Below are 16,475 nucleotides of genomic sequence, written 5' to 3'. Positions count from 1 at the left end.
CCGTATGGATGCACAAAAACACCTCTCTCTTCGCGCCTGGGCCGAGCTTTTGTTGCTTGGACTGATCTGGGGCGCCTCCTTTGTTTCCATCCGGGTCGCTCTGGACACGCTTCCCGTGATGACGTCGGTTTTGCATCGCACATTCTGGGCCATGCTTGTCTTGTGGCTGGTGACTTGGATCAAGGGGATCAAGGTGCCGCGCTCGCCCGGTATCTGGGGCGCTTTTTTGGTCATGGGGCTATTGAACAACGTCATCCCCTTTAGCCTGATGGCTTGGGGGCAGCTGTACATTGACACGGGTCTGACGGCGATCCTGAACGCGGCGACTGCGATCTTCGGCGTTCTGATTGCAGCACTGTTTTTTCGCGACGAACGATTGACAAAGACCCGGCTACTGGGTGTCTGCTTGGGCTTTCTTGGTGTCTCAATCGCGATCGGAGTGCAGAATTTCTTGAATTTCAGCCTGCAAAGCGCCGCTCAGATTGCAGTGTTGACCGGAACAGTTTCCTACGCATGTGCCGCGGCTTGGGCGAGGCAAACGTTATCGCACCTTTCCCCAGTGATTGCCGCCGCCGGTATGCTGACGGCTTCGACAGTGCTGGTATTACCAATAACACTAGCAGTTGATGGAATACCCAGCTTGGCGTTACCCGCGATAACCTGGGCGGCCATCGGGTATTATGCGATAGTCGCAACGGCCGGCGCATATCTGCTTTACTATCGGGTTTTGGCAATGGCCGGCAGTGGCAATCTGATGCTGGTGACGCTTGTCATACCCCCGGTCGCTATTGTTCTGGGCGCATTGCTGCGCGAAGAGTCCCTGTCCCCAAACGCCTTTCTGGGCTTTGCCGTTCTGGCGATTGGCCTTTTGGTTCTGAATCGTTCGTCCCGGCCCAATTGACGCCGTGCGCTGCCCGATTTAGCTAGGGCAAAAAGGACAGCGCAAAATGATCTACACCTCAGCCAATGACTGGCGCACCGCAAGCCGCAAGAAAGTGCTGTTCTTTGGCATGTCAGGATTAGGCAAGACCTACGTATCCAACATCCTCAGAGATTCCGGGAACTGGTTCCACTACTCGATCGATTACCGGATCGGAACGCGCTATATGGGCGAGTACATCACCGACAATGCCAAGGCCGAGGCCATGAAAGTTCCGTTCTTGCGTGAACTGCTGTTGTCGGATTCGATCTATATCGGTTCGAATATTTCATTCGCCAATCTGACACCTGTTGCTGCTTATCTGGGCAAGCCGGGAAACCCCGATCTGGGCGGCTTGGACATGCCGGAATACCGCCGCAGGCAGGAACAGTTTCGCTTGGCCGAAATTCATGCGCTGCTGGACACCGAATACTTCATCGACCGCGCCGAGCGTCTGTACAAATATCCTCACTTTATCTGCGATACGGGCGGATCCATCTGCGAGTGGGTGGATCCCAAAGACCCAAGGGATCAGGTTTTGTCCGAACTCGCGCGGCACACCCTCATGATCTGGCTGAAGGGTGACGAGGGTCATACGGCCGATCTTGTGCGCCGTTTCGACAAGGCCCCAAAACCCATGTCCTATCAGGCCGATTTCCTGACCCGTTCCTGGACAGAGTATCTGGATCAACACGGCTGTGCAGAGACCGAGGTCAACCCCGATGATTTTGTCCGCTGGACCTATGCACAAGCCCTGGCCCATCGTCAGCCCCGGTACGAGGCGATGGCAAAGAACTGGGGCGTGACGATTGATGCCAATGACATCGGCAAGATCCGCGATGCGGCCGATTTCGATGAGTTGATCGAACGTACCCTTGAGGCCAGACGCAATAACGCCTAACTACCAGTTTTCCCTAATCTCTTCGAAGTCAGACACATGCCCATCAAAATCCCCTCAGATCTGCCCGCTTTCGACGTCCTGAACAAAGAGGGCGTTATGGTCATGTCCGAGGATCAGGCAATGCGTCAGGATATTCGCCCCCTGCGCATCGGGTTGCTGAATCTGATGCCGAAGAAGATTCAGACGGAAAACCAGTTTGCGCGCCTGATCGGCGCAACCCCGTTGCAGATCGAACTGTCTTTGATCCGTATGACGGAACACCAGACAAAAACCACCGCCGCCGAGCATATGTCCGAGTTCTATCAGCCTTTTCAGGAGGTCAAGGACCATAAATTTGATGGCCTGATCATTACTGGCGCGCCAATCGAGCATCTGGAATTTGGTGACGTCACCTATTGGGATGAAATCAGCGAAATCTTTGACTGGACTCAGACAAACGTACATTCAACCTTTGGAGTTTGTTGGGGCGGGATGGCGATGATCAACCATTTTCATGGTGTCCGAAAACACATGCTGGATGCCAAGGCCTTTGGCTGTTTCCGTCACCGCAACCTGAACCCTGCATCACCTTTTTTGCGTGGGTTCTCAGACGATTGCGTTATCCCAGTCAGCCGCTGGACGGAAATGAAACAAGATGAGATCGACGCCGCGCAGGGTTTGACGACCCTGCTGGGCAGCGACGATGTAGGCCCTTGTCTGGTCGAGGATCCCAGCCACCGCGCGCTGTATATCTTCAACCATTTTGAATATGACAGCGACACGCTGAAACAGGAGTATGATCGCGACGTCGCCAATGACACGCCCATCAACGTGCCGATCAACTACTATCCGGATGATGACCCATCCAAGACACCTCAAAACCGTTGGCGCAGCCACGCGCATCTTCTTTACGGAAACTGGATAAACGAAATCTATCAGACTACGCCTTTTGATATGAGCAAAATTGGCCGCTAAAAACTTGATATCCTTTGGCCTCATCATTCTGGGCCTTGCCGTTGTGACTGCGTGGCGCAGCGCCCGGAACGAAGCACAGGCAGAAGTGGCTTTCCCACCCGAAGGTCAGATTCTTGATGTCGACGGGATCGCCGTTCATGCGGTTGTCATGGGGAAAGGGCCAGATGTGGTCCTTCTTCACGGCTCAAGCGGCAACACCCGCGACATGACCTTTGCGCTGGCACCCATTCTGGCGGAAAACTACCGCGTCATCGTTTTTGACCGGCCCGGCCTGGGGTTTTCAGAAAGTTTCAACCCAGACGGTGAAACGATCACGGAGCAAGCGGATATCCTGCAAAAAGCTGCTGCCCAACTTGGGGCGGAAAAGCCTGTCGTTGCGGGCCAAAGCTATGGTGGTTCAGTGGCACTTGCATGGGCGGTCACAAGGCCCGAGGATCTCTCGGCGCTTGTTTTGATCGCACCTGCTGCCATTCCGTGGGAAACGCCGCTGGATGGGTTTAACCAATTGGCATCTACCACGGTCGGCAACGCGCTCGCCCTGCCCCTGATCTCTTCCTTCGTGCCCGATTGGTACGTGGCACGGGCATTGGACACTGTATTTGCGCCTCAATCGACCCCCGCTGGATACGCCGAACATTTCGGACCCGGCCTGACCATCCGGCGAAGTTCCATGCATGCAAATGCCAAGCAACGGGCCAATCTATTGGATGAGATAACCCAATTGCAGCCGAAATACGGTGAGATTTCAGTGCCAACCGAAATCGTTCACGGCACCGCCGACGACACTGTCGGCCTCGAGTGGCATTCCCGACGTCTGATCCAGCAAATCCCGCAGGCCGAACTGGTCGCGTTACCAGGGATCGGTCACATGCCGCAGGTTGTCGCAGCGCCCGAGGTTGCCTCCGCAATTGATCGTGCAGCGCGGCGTGCAGGTTTGCGTTAATCCAAGCTCTAATCCATAGTCGGATATGGGTTTTATCGTGAGGTGACATATGGCCCGGACCGAAAAAGGTTCTATAGAGAAGTATTTTCAGGAAAGCGCGCCCAAAGCTGTGCGGGATGAGATCGAGAATTCGAAGAAAGGCGAAATCCTGAACCCGACCTACCCGTATAGCGAGAAGATGAAGACCAAGGACTATGATGAGCAGATGGAACTGCTCCAGATCGAGCTGGTCAAAATGCAGTCTTGGGTCAAGGACACGGCGCAACGGATCGCCATCATCTTCGAAGGCCGCGATGCCGCCGGCAAGGGCGGAACGATCAAACGGTTTCGCGAAAACCTGAACCCACGCGGCGCGCGCAATGTGGCGCTCAGCAAACCCTCAGAAACTGAACGCAGTCAATGGTACTTCCAGCGCTACATCCCTCACCTGCCTGCCGCTGGCGAGATCGTGTTCTTTGACCGCAGCTGGTACAATCGCGGCGTGGTCGAGAACGTCTTTGGTTTCTGCACCCAGGAAGAGCGCGAGCGGTTCTTTCGTCAGGTTCTGCCGCTTGAAACGGGTCTGGTCAATGATGGCATCAAACTCTTCAAGTTCTGGCTCAATGTCGGGCGGGCTGAGCAGCTGAACCGCTTTCTGGCCCGTGAAACCGACCCCTTAAAGCAATGGAAACTCAGCCCTATTGACGTGGCTGGGTTGGACAAGTGGGACGAATACACACAATCGATTTCAGAAACTCTGACCCGGTCACATTCAGACGTATCTCCTTGGACAATTGTCCGGTCGGACGATAAGAAACGCGCCCGTCTTGCAGCAATCCAAACGGTTTTGCACACGCTGGACTATGATGAGAAGGACGCAAAAAGCATTGGCGACATTGATCCCCTGATCTGCGGTGGTCCGGATGTCTGGGAAGCCTAGGTTGCGTTTTCACCCTGCCCGGCCAAGGATTTCAAGGGCAAGCGTTGGACGACCGTGTGTATTTGGTCTATCCCCTTGTCTTCCAATACCTAATCAAAGAACCTGAGGCCGGGATGTCGAAACGCGGTTATCATCACGGAAACCTAAAGCAAGCCCTGATCGAGGCAGCCTTGTCCCTGATCGAAGAAAAGGGGCCGACAGGTTTTACGTTATCTGAAGCCGCCAAAACCGCTGGCGTAACACCCGCCGCTGTCTATCGCCATTTTGAAGGGCGCGAAGACCTTATCGCCGAAGCTGCACGGCAAGGGTTCGAGATGTTCGCGGACCTGATGCAATACGCTTATGACAAGGGCCAACCCTCTGCCCTTGCCGCCTTCGAGGCAACCGGGCGGGCCTATCTGGCTTTTGCGCGGAAGAACCCCGGCCACTACATCGCCATGTTCGAAAGCGGAATTTCGTTGAATCGCACCCCCGAACTATCAATGGCCGCCAACCGGGCCAAATCGGTTCTTGAAAAAGCCGCCGACGACCTGTCACAACATATTCCACCTGAAAAGCGCCCGCCCGCGTCGATGTTCAGCGCACATATCTGGGCGATGAGCCATGGTGTGGTTGAATTATACGCGCGCAATACCGGAGCGACGTCACCCTTCCCCCCGGAAGACCTGCTGGAAAGCGGCATTGGTATCTACCTGCGAGGGTTGGGTCTGATCCCGCAGGACGATTGACACCTGTCAAAACGTTCGGCTGCTTTGCGGTAAGCTCAGCCCGGACGTTACGTTGATCAGATTCATCTCGCCCATTCCCTTTATATCAACACGTCCCAGGTCCGAGACCTGAAATTCGTCAATCAGGGCGTATTTCATCTCTTCCGGCGCAACGATTTTCATAGGATTGGCAAAAATTTGCAGTCGGGACGCGATATTTACCGCCGGACCGAAAACGTCGTAGACGTATTTCTGAATACCCACGACAGACCCGACCGCGGCCCCCATCCCCAAACCGATCCGGGCCTGCCATTTGTGCGGGTGGCTTTCGTTACGGCGTTCGAGATAGCGCAGGAAACGTACCGCGCAATGGGCCACAGCAGTCGCGTGATCGGGTGTCGGGTCAGGCATGCCTGAGACCGCAAGATATGCGTCACCAATTGTTTTGATCCTTTCACACCCGAATTGCTCAACGATCCTGTCAAACGCTGTGAAAATGTCGTTCAACTCACTCAGGGTCACTGTCGGGTCGGTCTTGGCCGCGAAATCGGTGAAACCCACAAAGTCCAGCATAACAACAGACACCTGCTTGTAGAGCTGCGGAGTGACAACACCGAAGGTTTTGAACTCTTCATAAACGGCCCGTGGCATCAGGTTCAGAAGCAGCCGTTCAACCCGTTCTTTCTCGCGCTCCAGCTCGCGCGTGTTGCGTTCGACCATGGTGGAATAGCTGTCGATCATGCTTTCCAGCTCGCGAATGCGCGTGATGTTCTGGCATTCGATAATCAGAACCTGCTCGGACAGCCCTTTGGCCAACGAAACTGCGACTGCAAAGATCAAGGTCCGCCGCTTCGGCTTGATTTGCAATTCAACCGAATATCTCAAGCCCGATTGCTTGACGTCTTCCAATTCTTTGGGATCAAGGGCCGGCAGAATGTCCGTAAGAGTACTGCCGTTCTCGGGAGTTCCAAACCACTCTGCGAAAGGTCCGTTATGAAAAACGAACTGAAGATCCGAGGCGCGCACCACGGCAATGCCGACACCGATGGCGCGTAACAGCTGTTCGTTTATTGCATGAATGCTCATGCCGCGTTTCGGGCGACGATAATTGAACGCTTCCCTTCAATTGCGGCCAGCGCGGTTTTGATATCCTGATCGGACATACCATGCACGCGCAGCGCTTCGCCAAACAGCTCAGCCATCACATCAAATTCGTCATGTGAGATACTCAGATGCCTGTGTACGGCTTCGATCCTGTCATCACTGAATGACGCCGGTCCGCCTATCAGGGACGATACAAACTTCGTCTGATGATCAATCAGCCGCGGCATATCTATCTCTTCAAAATAATGGCCGATGTCATCCGAATCCAACGCCATTTCATAGAAGGTCATCACGACACGGCTGATCGTTTTGAAGCCACCGTATTTATCATAAAGCGTTTGCGCCACACGAAAACCCAAGAGTTACCGAACAAAAACACTGTAATTCTATATCAAATGGACATTTTTGTTAATGTTTATGGTATTTTTTTCGTTTTCCGGCTTAACGCGCGTTCATTTTAGGAAAAGCAAAAGTGTCCGGGATTTAAAATCCTGCGCTTTCGAAGACCCGGCGTGGTACACGAAACCAAGTTGTACACAGCCAAGACGCCGGGGCCGGTTTGGGTTTCTGTCTAAGGGGGTAATGGCGGAGAGACAGGGATTCGAACCCTGGAGACGGTTCCCCGCCTACACACTTTCCAGGCGTGCGCCTTCGACCACTCGGCCACCTCTCCGTGCCGGCGATGTTTGGACCAATGTCATGAGATTTGCAAGGCCCCAATTCGGTGAAATCACCGGAAAGGATCAATTAAATCCGGTAGTCTACCCAGAGCGTCAAGCGACCAGAAACGCGACCTTTCAGCTGTCGGGCTGGTCGTCAGATTTCATCGCCCGCGTCAGGGTCCAGATCAGATTCTGTCAGTTCAACTGGCTTTCCTGCCGTTGAATCGGTTGTGTTTTGTTTGGGCGCAAGGCCTGCCTCTTTAACCTTGTTCGAGGTCTGCAAAGCTTCGGGATTGCGCAACCAGATATCACGCTGTGCAAACGGCACCTCGATACCCGCTTCCAGAAAGCGCCGATTGATCTCGTGGTTCATGTCGGATTTGACGGATAAAACCCAGTTCACATCCCGTAGGATCGCTCTGATTTCGAAATCCAACGCATCCGCTCCAAATCCCTGAAACACTACACTGGGCGCCGGGTTGGCCAGAACCATCGGGTGGTTGTTTGCGACCTCGCCCAGAATGGTCTCGACCAGCCGTGTATCTGTTCCGTAGGCGACACCGACCGGTACAATCACCCTACCGATGGTATTGCCACGTGTGTAGTTGGTGACGACGCCGCTGATCAGGTCCGAGTTTGGAATGATCACATCCGATCTGTCGAACGTCTCGATACGGGTCGATCGGACGGAGATGTCACGCACGTAGCCCATCATCCCGTTCACATCTATCCAGTCACCCTTGGAGATCGGCCGTTCGACCAGAAGGATGATGCCGGACACGAAATTAGACACAATCGTTTGCAGGCCAAAGCCAATACCGACAGACAGTGCACCAGCGACAATTGCCAGCGACGACAGATCAAACCCCGCGACCATGATCGCTGCCAACGCAGCCAGAAAGATCCCGATATACCCAGAGCCAGCGACAATCGCATTCTGCCCGCCCGGATCGATGCTGGTTTTGGGCAACAGCGAGTTGCGCAACCCGCTTTGCAACAACCGTGTCAGCGTATATCCGATTGCGAAAACAGCGATAAATGTCAGGAAATTGCTGGGCGAGATCATGACACCGCCGATGTCAAAGCCAAGCAGCAGACGTGACCACACCTCAAGCAGGTCCGTTTCGCGCGCGCCCCAGTATATCGCCAGAACAGGCAGCGCGACGATGGCGAGTGCAAAGCCCACCAGGACCGAAAAAAGAGAGTCGCGCGCAGCGTCGCCCTGCCCTGTGATCCATCCGTATATCTGACTGACGAACCGTTGGAAAATCGCCAGAGCGGCAATCAGAACCAGCGTTTTTACCGCCGGAAACACGATCGCTTCGGCCGCATTGGTATAGCCGGCCAGTGCCAGTACGGGTGTTGCGATCCCCAGCAGGAACATGGCCTTGCGCAGGAATTCCAACAACTGGCTGAATCCGGCGGCCCTTGTGGACGCCGTTTGATCCAGCAGGTGATCGTTCGTCCGGATTTGGCGCACACGGAGCAAAAGCAAAGCCGTTCCGACGATCACGGGGAAACTGATGACTGCACGGGTCGCGTCCGAGACGTTTTCGATCTGCTGGAACAGAAGCGCCAATTCATGCAGGATCAGCATCAAAGCCAACAGATCGATGTAGATGCGCAACTCGGTGATCCGCGCGGAAGACAGCCGCTTGAACCCCTGCGAAGCACCAATCACGTAAATCTGTCGGCCGATCCAGTCATAGAATAAGGCGATTGCCGCCCAATACGGGATATTCTCCAACAACAAACTGCCGCGCAGGCCCGGAATACCCGATAGGCTGATCGCCGTAATGGCGGCAACAACACCAATCCAGGGCAACAGGATCCGCAGCAGCGAAATGATGAAGGACCAGGCACCTGTCCCGGCTCCACCCAGCAATCTAAGATAGTCGCCGCCCTTCTCTGACCAACGCTTGCCAAAGATCAGCAGAACTGCCGCGAGGATCACCAAAAACAGAATGCCCAAACCGCGATCACGGATGCGTTCTTTGACAACGTCCGACCGCAGGTTGGCAAATATTTCATTCGCCAGGCTCAAAAGCGCTTCTTTTACATCCTGCCATGCAGGTCCCCAATATACGGGGTTGATCGGCGACGGACCGCGCTGGAAAAACTCCTTCGTTTGCCGTTTCCGGATAATCTGGTCGATTTCACTGATCAATCCGTTTGCGCGGCTATACGCTTCTTCGGAAATGATGCGCGGCACCCGCAAACTGTTGAGCTGCTCATTAAGATGAGTTCGCAATTTAGCGATGTCTTCAGGTTCGGCCGCGTCCCCTTCGGGTTTTGGACCAAGCGCCTTGATCTGGCTTTCCAGCGTTGCGATACGGTCTGTGTTGGCGCTGCGTGCCTTGTTAAAGTCCTCTCGGTAACCGTTTATTTCAGAACGTAAATTCTCAAACGCAGCGTTTGACGCACGGTTCGCTTCAATCACGGACTCGGCACGGTCAGCCGTTTTTATCCAGCCCCGGTAATACTCACTTTGCCTGTCGGTCAGCTGCGCGACAGCACCGCCTGCGAGCCCGACAAGACACAGGAATACCAGTGTCAGAAACAGGCGAACCTGCCTCGGCATCACACGTCCTCGAAAACGCCGGGAATGCTGCGCGGTGCTTCAGTCATCCAATCCGGCACCGGCAATTCTTTCTCGCGCAGGAAATCCGGGTTGAACAGCTTGGACTGATACCGCGTGCCATAGTCGCAAAGGACAGTCACAATCGTGTGGCCCGGCCCCATTTCCTTGGCCAGACGCACGGCGCCCGCCATGTTGATCGCGGTTGACCCGCCCATAACCAGCCCCTCTTCACGGAGCAGGTCAAAGATATAGGGCAACGCCTCGGTGTCAGTGATCTGATAGGAATGATCCGGCGTGAACCCTTCCAGGTTCTTTGTTATCCGCACCTGTCCGATACCTTCGGCAATCGATCCGCCCTCCATCGCGATTTCACCGGTGGTGTAGTAAGAGTAGAGACCCGCACCCATAGGATCGGCCAGACCGATTTTCACACCCTTGGGCTGCAACGCTTCGGCAACCCCGGCCAATGTACCGCCCGACCCGACAGCACAGATAAACCCGTCGACCTTACCGTCTGTTTGTTCCCAGATTTCGGGTCCAGTAGTTTCAACATGGGCCTGACGGTTCGCCACGTTGTCAAACTGGTTGGCCCAGATTGCCCCATTGGGTTCCGTCTGCGCCAATTCCTCGGCCAAACGCCGGGAATAATGCACGAAATTATTGGGATTGCGATAAGGTGCGGCCGGAACTTGAACCAGTTGTGCACCGGCCAGCCGCAGCATGTCTTTCTTTTCTTCCGACTGGGTCTCCGGGATCACAATCACGGTCTTGAACCCCATTGACGCACCCACCAGCGCCAGACCTATACCGGTATTGCCGGCGGTGCCTTCCACAATGGTGCCGCCGGGCTTCAAATCGCCCCGCGCAATGGCATCACGGATAATATAGAGTGCAGCACGGTCCTTGACGGATTGACCGGGGTTCATGAATTCGGCTTTGCCGAGAATTTCGCAACCAGTTTTTTCACTGATGCGGCGCAGCCGGATCAACGGTGTTTTTCCTACTGCGTCAGCAAGATCTCGTGCAATGCGCATGACGGCCCCTTGTCGTTTTGTACCATCGAAGATTTACAGCCGCACCGCCGCGACCACAAGCAGGATAGTCACCCGCGCAATCTGTCCCGATGGCGGGCCAGCCAATAAGCCAGAGACACCAATTGTAGATCCTTGAAAACATGGCGATCCGTCATGTCTATGAATTCGTCGAACGGCAGGATTTGACTGCGGATGTCTTCACCTTCTGTGTCCAGGCCACCGGTGATTGTGGTGTGCGTCAACTCACCCAGACCAACATAAAGATACATGAACCCGGTGGAAGATCCGCTCGAGGTGTAGGCACCGCCAGCATATTCCAGCCTGTCAAAACGAATACCCGCCTCCTCCATCGCCTCTCGATGCGCGGCCTGTTCGGGTGTCTCACCCGGATCAATCATCCCGGCCACCGCTTCCCAAAGCCAGGGTTCCGGATCGTTGTTCAGGAAAACCGGTGGTCTGAACTGTTCCACGATCAAAACGGTATCGCGGACCGGATCATAGGGCAGAACGCCGACCGCACTACCCTGCAACAAGCTTCCACGGCGCAGTACCGGCCCCATGCTGCCGTCATGCCGCCGATGTTGCAGATCGATTTCCTCCATCCCGAAATAATCAAGATACACCCGGTCATGGCGATGCACGATCACGTCTTTTGCAATGTCCCGCGGATCACCGGTTCTCCGCTGCCCGGCCATAATCTTTGACCAGGCACGCGTTTGAGTGGCGCGAATACTGCGGGCCAAGATCCGGGGATCAACCTTCCCGAAATAGGCCATCTCTTCCTCAGCGGCGAGCGTTGTAAGTTCGCCCAATCTGTCCGCCCAGTCCTGAAGCGACCACAAATCACCCGGTCTCCAGGCATCGGGGGCAGGAAAAAAGACCTGCGCTTCGGCCTCGGTCCCGTCTTCCAATTCGACCTTCAACGGCTTCAGATCATAGTCGAATGACCCTTCGTAATAATCAAGCCTGGCCAGATCCACAGACGACAATTTCTGCACCAGTACACCTTCGGCACTGGCACCTTCCATTTCCAGGATCATTGGGAAATCCTGCCCCTGAACAGAATGGACAGCATGGCCTCGAAGTTGGGCGGGCCGCGCTTTGGTTTTGCTCAGAGGATGACCAAGAACGCGTTCCAACAACGGCAAGTGTCGCAGCGTTCCATAAAAAAACAAATCAGACAAAGTCGATCTCTCTTGTCGGGAAACGGATCAGCGCCATGATCGGGCGGCCTGTTCTGTGGCCAGTCCCGATACAACAGCCCCAATTAGGAATGCGATCAGGATTTCCGGGTAAATCAACAGCTTACCGTACTCAATCCCGATCTTGAAAATGGCCAGAATGGCCTCAAATGGGCCACCGTAACGATTGCGCATGGCAAGCCGGAACATTTCGTAACAGCCCTGCACGAACAACGCCCAGAAAATCAGCGAGGCGACACCAGTCAGACCGTTATTGATCCCAGCAGTCCAGCCGCGCCCTGCACGCTTGCCCATGATTCCCCACCCGCATACCGCGCCAAGGCCCATGTTAACCAGGGTAAAGTACCCGTAATCCTTACCTTCTTCACCGTTTTCGATAATCATGCCAGAGACAATGAATGCCAGCACGATGAGACAAACGGCGGCTACAAGACGCGAGGCAGTGGGCATGTTACGGTCCGTCAGTTAACTTGCTTTGATACGGTGATCTGTGTCACATCGCAATTGCGCGTGTCAAAGGCTGCGCCACAGGCAGTCAAATAATAATTCCACATGCGGCGAAAACGCTCATCAAAGCCGAGGTCTGCGATCTGTTCCCATTTTGCATTGAACGTCTCATACCACCGCCGCAGCGTCAGGTCGTAACTTTTGCCGAATTCTTTCGACTTCACCACATTCAAACCCGCCTGATTGATCTGCTGCCGTAGGATCGTGGGCGACGGAAGCATTCCACCCGGAAATATGTATTTCTGAATGAAATCAACACCGTTCTTGTAATAATCCCAGCGGTGGTCACCTACGGTTATGATTTGCAAGGTCGCTTGCGCCCCTGGCTTCAGCCTCTCACGAACGGTTTCAAAATAAACCGGCCAGTATTTTTGACCCACCGCCTCGAACATCTCGATTGAGGCTATGCCATCATATTGTCCACGCTCGTCGCGATAGTCCTGCAACTTGAATGTCACTTGATCTGAAAGCCCTGCTTTTTCAATACGTTCATTAGCAAACTTGAACTGTTCCTCACTAATTGTAAGGCCGGTTACATGCAAACCCCGCTCTTTCGCGGCATATTCGGCAAAACCGCCCCAACCGCATCCGATTTCCAGAATGTGGTCACCGGGTTTGGCCCCCATTTCATCGACGAGGCTGGCATATTTGGCAGTTTGCGCCTTCTCAAGACTTTCTTGCCCGGTCTCAAAAATGGCGCTGGAATAAGTCATCGTGTCATCCAGCCACAAACCGTAGAAGTCGTTACCCAGATCATAGTGGTAAGAGATATTCTTTTTCGCCTGCGTCCGGTTATTGCGATGAAGCCAGAACCGCAGCCGTTCATAGGCCTGGACAAGGAACTTTCCAGTAAACCCGTCATAGACGGTTTCGGACCCCAGATGGACAAGATCCATGAATGAGCGCAGATCAGGCGTGCTCCAATGTCCTTCAAGGTAGGCATCAGAAAACCCCAGCTCGCCTTCGCGGATCAGACGGGCAAAAACATCTCCGTCGTGGATATCGATCTGAGCAACAGGCCCTGCCTTGGGCCCCTCTGCGCGAAAGATGCGACCATCTGGCAATGTTATGTCTAGTCGCCCCGATTCCATTCTGGTCAGCATCTTGAAGACCTGGGCGAAATACCTGGGCAGATCCGACTGCCCCTCTGTCGTCGTCAGCACCATCCGCTCTCCCCTCTGCGGCACAGGTCTCAGGCTAGGCCGCGATTCTGTTTCTGGCAAGTTTTCAGTTCCTTAGTGAGATTTTCGGCTTTCATACGCACGCAAGGCGCGGTTTCGTCCATCCGCCAGTTTCCCGACAGGCTCGGGATAACCCGCCTGCGGACACAGGTTCCATGACCCGGGAACCGCAGCGAAATAGGAAAGTGCAACGTCACTGGGTTTCGTCTGGCCTTCGGCGATCCAGCGCCGCAGGTAAGACCCCTGCGGATCAAACTTTTCGGCCTGCCTTTCGGGGTTGAATATACGAAAGAAGGGCGACGCATCGGGGCCTGATCCCGCAACCCACTGCCAGCCCATGGCGTTACAGGCTGGGTCCCAGTCAATCAGGCAATCCTCGAACCAGTTCATCCCGGTTTTCCAGTGTGTCATCAGATGTTTGGTCAGGTAACTGGCAACAATCATCCGGGCCCGGTTATGCATACGGCCTGTCACATACATCTGCCGCAGGCCAGCATCGACGACAGGAATTCCGGTTCGGGCCTGCCTCCAGGCGGCAACTTCAGGGTGGTCTGGATCGATATTCCACGGGAAATCATTCCATTCCGCTTTCCAGTTATCAGTCAGCAGATGCGGTGAGTGATACATCAGGTGATAGGCAAACTCACGCCAAACCAACTGCCGCAGAAATGCCTCGGCGCCGGGGGTTCCCGTCATCGCAGCCTGTTGAACCCTGTGCCAGACCGTGCGTGGCCCGATCTCGCCCAATGAAAGGTATTCTGACAGGTTTGATGTTCCGTCCAGATCCAACCGGTCACGGTCATTGGAATAACGGGGGACCTGGTCGAGAAAGTGCTCAAGTTGATCGCGGGCGGCCTTCTCGCCGGGTTGGACATAGGGGCGCACGATTGCAGCGCCTCGGTACATGTCCGCACCCATATGCCAGGTGCTCAGTTTATCACTGGAAGGCCAGGTTGCAGGCCCCGCCAAGCGTGACACCAACGCATCCGGCGCTGGCACGTCCCGCCGCTGAACCGCGCGCCACATAGGGGTGTAGACACGAAACGGCTGGCCCTGCTTTGTTGCTACCGTCCAGGGCTCAAAAAGCAAATGACCAGGAAAGGACTTTGCGCTTACACCCAGTTCGGTCAGCGCCGTTTTGATCTGTGTATCGCGTCTGATCGACGCTGGATCATAGGCCCGCGACCAATAGACAGCCTTTGCGCCCGTCTCTTTGACAAGTGTCCGCAATTGCTCAAGCGCATCGCCACGCCGCAGGATCAGACGGCTACCAAGCCTCGTCAGAGCGTCGCAAAAGACCTCCAGACCCAGCCCCAACCGCCATTTCGGGGCCGCGCCAAGGTGTTGCACAAGAGGGTCATGAACAAAGACTGGTATGATCGGACGGCCGCTTGCAACAGCTGCAGTCAATGCCGGGTGGTCCGACAGGCGCAGATCCCGTCGGAACCATAAGATGATAGGAGACCGCTCGTTTTCCATATCCACCCTGAGGTTTTCTTCGTTCTACGAAGCCCCAAGCAGAGTGGATCACAAAACGCGTTCAAGCGCCTCCAAAAGCTGATCAATCTCCTGCTGCGAGGTATAATGTGTAAAGCTGACCCGCAAAACGCCCTGTGCCGGATCCACGCCCATCGCTTGCAATGGGCGCACAGCATAAAAGTCGCCTCCCCCCGCCATAACACCGTATTGCGCCAGTTCTGCTGCAACTGACTCAGCGGGACGGTTCAGCGACAGCGCTACCGTCGGCGCACGCCGGGTGGCATCTGAGGTGCCGATCAGACGTACCGCGTTGCGGTCCTTAACCGCATCCAGAACCGGTTGAAGTAAGGACACCTCATGCGCGCGCATCAGGTCATGGGCAAAGGCACCCTGCTCTGCTGCGCCGGCGTCAGGCCCACCGTGATGCGTGCACAGGAGCTCGACGTAATCGGCCATACCTGCACTTGCCGCAATCTGAGCATGATCCGGGCCTGCCGGGGTAAAGCGCTTGTAAAGAACGTCGGCGTTGAAGTAGTGCGCTTGGTTGGGCAGCAACTCTCCCAGTGTTCGGCGAATGACCATGCAGCCTTGATGCGGGCCGTAAGTTTTATAGGCTGAAAACAGATAGATATCCGGCCCCAAATCGCCAACATTCGGAAACCCATGCGGGGCGTAAGATACGCCGTCCACGCAGACAAATGCACCAGCCGCGTGGGCAATCGCAGTGATCTCGGTGACCGGGTTAATCTCTCCAACGACATTGGAACAATGCGGGAAACAGACCAGACGCACTTTTTCGTCCAGCATATTTTCCAGATTCTGCGGGTTCAGTGATCCGGTTTCAGGATCGATCTGCCACTCCCGCACTTCAATCCCTGCCTCGGCCAGACGACGCCATGGGCCCGAATTTGCCTCGTGATCCTGATTGGTCACGACAATCGCCTCGCCAGGTTTCATCCATTGCCTGAACGCCTGTGCCAAAACATAGGTATTCTGTGTCGTCGAAGGGCCAAAGCTCAGCTCATCGGTTTCAACACCCAGGATGGCGGCCATGCGCACGCGTGCCTCATCCATCTCGGCACCTGCAAGACGGCTGGCCTCATAAGGGGCGTAGGGCTGAACCTTTCGCTGCGTATAGAACCGCGTCAACCGGTCGATCACCGGCTTGCAGGTATATGACCCGCCCGCATTCTCAAAAAACGCCTGTCCTTTCAGGCTGGGTTCGGAAAAAGCCGGAAACTGTGCCCGAACGAAATCGATATCCAGAGAGCTCATGCCTCATTGCTCCTTAGTTGTACTGTCATATCAACAAGATGCCCGCTCATGTTTCCGGACATCTCAGAAATCATGGCGGGTCTTCCAGCCCAGCCTGTGCTTGCGCC

15 protein-coding genes and 1 tRNA gene are annotated in these 16,475 nt (G+C 55.0%); 6 read left to right on the top strand and 10 right to left on the bottom strand.

The window, feature by feature from the left end:
• Positions 1–4: 4 nt before the first annotated feature.
• The 6 genes from ACR0M3_RS00695 to ACR0M3_RS00670 all read left to right on the top strand — a co-directional run bounded on the left by ACR0M3_RS00695 (position 5) and on the right by ACR0M3_RS00670 (position 5,364).
• Complete coding sequence (locus ACR0M3_RS00695; RefSeq protein WP_480909245.1) at positions 5–901, top strand: DMT family transporter; 897 nt, start codon at positions 5–7, stop codon at positions 899–901.
• Positions 902–947: 46 nt separating this feature from the next.
• The gene (locus ACR0M3_RS00690; protein ID WP_480472449.1) at positions 948–1,820 is read left to right on the top strand and encodes an ATPase; all 873 of its coding nucleotides are present in this window, start codon (positions 948–950) and stop codon (positions 1,818–1,820) included.
• A 36-nt stretch (positions 1,821–1,856) separates the two neighbouring features.
• Entirely contained in the window at positions 1,857–2,774 is a 918-nt protein-coding gene (metA, locus tag ACR0M3_RS00685; protein WP_480472447.1) for a homoserine O-acetyltransferase MetA, read from the top strand.
• Positions 2,764–3,717, top strand: coding sequence for an alpha/beta fold hydrolase (locus ACR0M3_RS00680; protein ID WP_480472445.1), 954 nt, complete (start codon positions 2,764–2,766; stop codon positions 3,715–3,717). Before metA ends, ACR0M3_RS00680 begins: the two co-directional genes overlap by 11 nt.
• A gap of 49 nt (positions 3,718–3,766) precedes the next feature.
• A complete protein-coding gene (gene ppk2, locus ACR0M3_RS00675; protein ID WP_480505399.1) occupies positions 3,767–4,636 on the top strand; it encodes a polyphosphate kinase 2 in 870 nt (289 codons plus the stop codon).
• Between the two features lie 113 nt (positions 4,637–4,749).
• Positions 4,750–5,364, top strand: a complete 615-nt coding sequence (locus ACR0M3_RS00670; RefSeq protein WP_209504101.1) for a TetR/AcrR family transcriptional regulator — start codon at positions 4,750–4,752, stop codon at positions 5,362–5,364.
• Positions 5,365–5,370: 6 nt separating this feature from the next.
• On the opposite strand, the gene ACR0M3_RS00665 is transcribed toward ACR0M3_RS00670, so the two are convergent.
• The 10 genes from ACR0M3_RS00665 to ACR0M3_RS00620 all read right to left on the bottom strand — a co-directional run bounded on the left by ACR0M3_RS00665 (position 5,371) and on the right by ACR0M3_RS00620 (position 16,368).
• Positions 5,371–6,429 carry an adenylate/guanylate cyclase domain-containing protein gene (locus ACR0M3_RS00665; protein WP_480909242.1) on the bottom strand — a complete coding sequence of 353 codons (1,059 nt, stop codon included), beginning with the start codon at positions 6,427–6,429 and terminating at the stop codon, positions 5,371–5,373.
• Positions 6,426–6,794, bottom strand: coding sequence for a group I truncated hemoglobin (locus ACR0M3_RS00660; RefSeq protein WP_480909239.1), 369 nt, complete (start codon positions 6,792–6,794; stop codon positions 6,426–6,428). The genes ACR0M3_RS00665 and ACR0M3_RS00660 overlap by 4 nt, the downstream gene beginning before the upstream one ends.
• A gap of 236 nt (positions 6,795–7,030) precedes the next feature.
• Positions 7,031–7,120, bottom strand: a tRNA-Ser gene (locus ACR0M3_RS00655).
• Positions 7,121–7,263: 143 nt separating this feature from the next.
• Entirely contained in the window at positions 7,264–9,690 is a 2,427-nt protein-coding gene (locus ACR0M3_RS00650; protein WP_480909236.1) for a DUF3772 domain-containing protein, read from the bottom strand.
• Complete coding sequence (locus ACR0M3_RS00645) at positions 9,690–10,724, bottom strand: cysteine synthase A (protein ID WP_480909234.1); 1,035 nt, start codon at positions 10,722–10,724, stop codon at positions 9,690–9,692. Before ACR0M3_RS00645 ends, ACR0M3_RS00650 begins: the two co-directional genes overlap by 1 nt.
• Positions 10,725–10,792: 68 nt before the next feature.
• Entirely contained in the window at positions 10,793–11,899 is a 1,107-nt protein-coding gene (locus ACR0M3_RS00640) for an NUDIX domain-containing protein (RefSeq protein WP_480909839.1), read from the bottom strand.
• Positions 11,900–11,935: 36 nt separating this feature from the next.
• Positions 11,936–12,376, bottom strand: a complete 441-nt coding sequence (locus ACR0M3_RS00635) for a TrgA family protein (RefSeq protein WP_480485825.1) — start codon at positions 12,374–12,376, stop codon at positions 11,936–11,938.
• Between the two features lie 11 nt (positions 12,377–12,387).
• A complete protein-coding gene (locus ACR0M3_RS00630) occupies positions 12,388–13,599 on the bottom strand; it encodes a class I SAM-dependent methyltransferase (protein WP_480909231.1) in 1,212 nt (403 codons plus the stop codon).
• Between the two features lie 69 nt (positions 13,600–13,668).
• Entirely contained in the window at positions 13,669–15,093 is a 1,425-nt protein-coding gene (locus ACR0M3_RS00625; protein WP_480909838.1) for a cryptochrome/photolyase family protein, read from the bottom strand.
• 48 nt (positions 15,094–15,141) lie between these two features.
• Positions 15,142–16,368 carry an aminotransferase class V-fold PLP-dependent enzyme gene (locus tag ACR0M3_RS00620; RefSeq protein WP_480909228.1) on the bottom strand — a complete coding sequence of 409 codons (1,227 nt, stop codon included), beginning with the start codon at positions 16,366–16,368 and terminating at the stop codon, positions 15,142–15,144.
• Positions 16,369–16,475 lie beyond the last annotated feature (107 nt).

This window comes from Ruegeria sp. O5 (assembly GCF_056535105.1).
This window is presented reverse-complemented; position numbering and strand designations above follow the sequence as displayed.

Excerpts from the sequence above, each read along its gene's own strand:
- ppk2 (WP_480505399.1), top strand. The coding sequence starts at position 3,767 with ATGGCCCGGACCGAAAAAGGTTCTATAGAGAAGTATTTTCAGGAAAGC.
- ACR0M3_RS00625 (WP_480909838.1), bottom strand. The coding sequence starts at position 15,093 with ATGGAAAACGAGCGGTCTCCTATCATCTTATGGTTCCGACGGGATCTG.
- ACR0M3_RS00650 (WP_480909236.1), bottom strand. The coding sequence starts at position 9,690 with ATGCCGAGGCAGGTTCGCCTGTTTCTGACACTGGTATTCCTGTGTCTT.
- ACR0M3_RS00665 (WP_480909242.1), bottom strand. The coding sequence starts at position 6,429 with ATGAGCATTCATGCAATAAACGAACAGCTGTTACGCGCCATCGGTGTC.
- ACR0M3_RS00690 (WP_480472449.1), top strand. The coding sequence starts at position 948 with ATGATCTACACCTCAGCCAATGACTGGCGCACCGCAAGCCGCAAGAAA.
- ACR0M3_RS00630 (WP_480909231.1), bottom strand. The coding sequence starts at position 13,599 with ATGGTGCTGACGACGACAGAGGGGCAGTCGGATCTGCCCAGGTATTTC.
- ACR0M3_RS00635 (WP_480485825.1), bottom strand. The coding sequence starts at position 12,376 with ATGCCCACTGCCTCGCGTCTTGTAGCCGCCGTTTGTCTCATCGTGCTG.
- ACR0M3_RS00645 (WP_480909234.1), bottom strand. The coding sequence starts at position 10,724 with ATGCGCATTGCACGAGATCTTGCTGACGCAGTAGGAAAAACACCGTTG.
- ACR0M3_RS00695 (WP_480909245.1), top strand. The coding sequence starts at position 5 with ATGGATGCACAAAAACACCTCTCTCTTCGCGCCTGGGCCGAGCTTTTG.
- ACR0M3_RS00620 (WP_480909228.1), bottom strand. The coding sequence starts at position 16,368 with ATGAGCTCTCTGGATATCGATTTCGTTCGGGCACAGTTTCCGGCTTTT.
- metA (WP_480472447.1), top strand. The coding sequence starts at position 1,857 with ATGCCCATCAAAATCCCCTCAGATCTGCCCGCTTTCGACGTCCTGAAC.
- ACR0M3_RS00670 (WP_209504101.1), top strand. The coding sequence starts at position 4,750 with ATGTCGAAACGCGGTTATCATCACGGAAACCTAAAGCAAGCCCTGATC.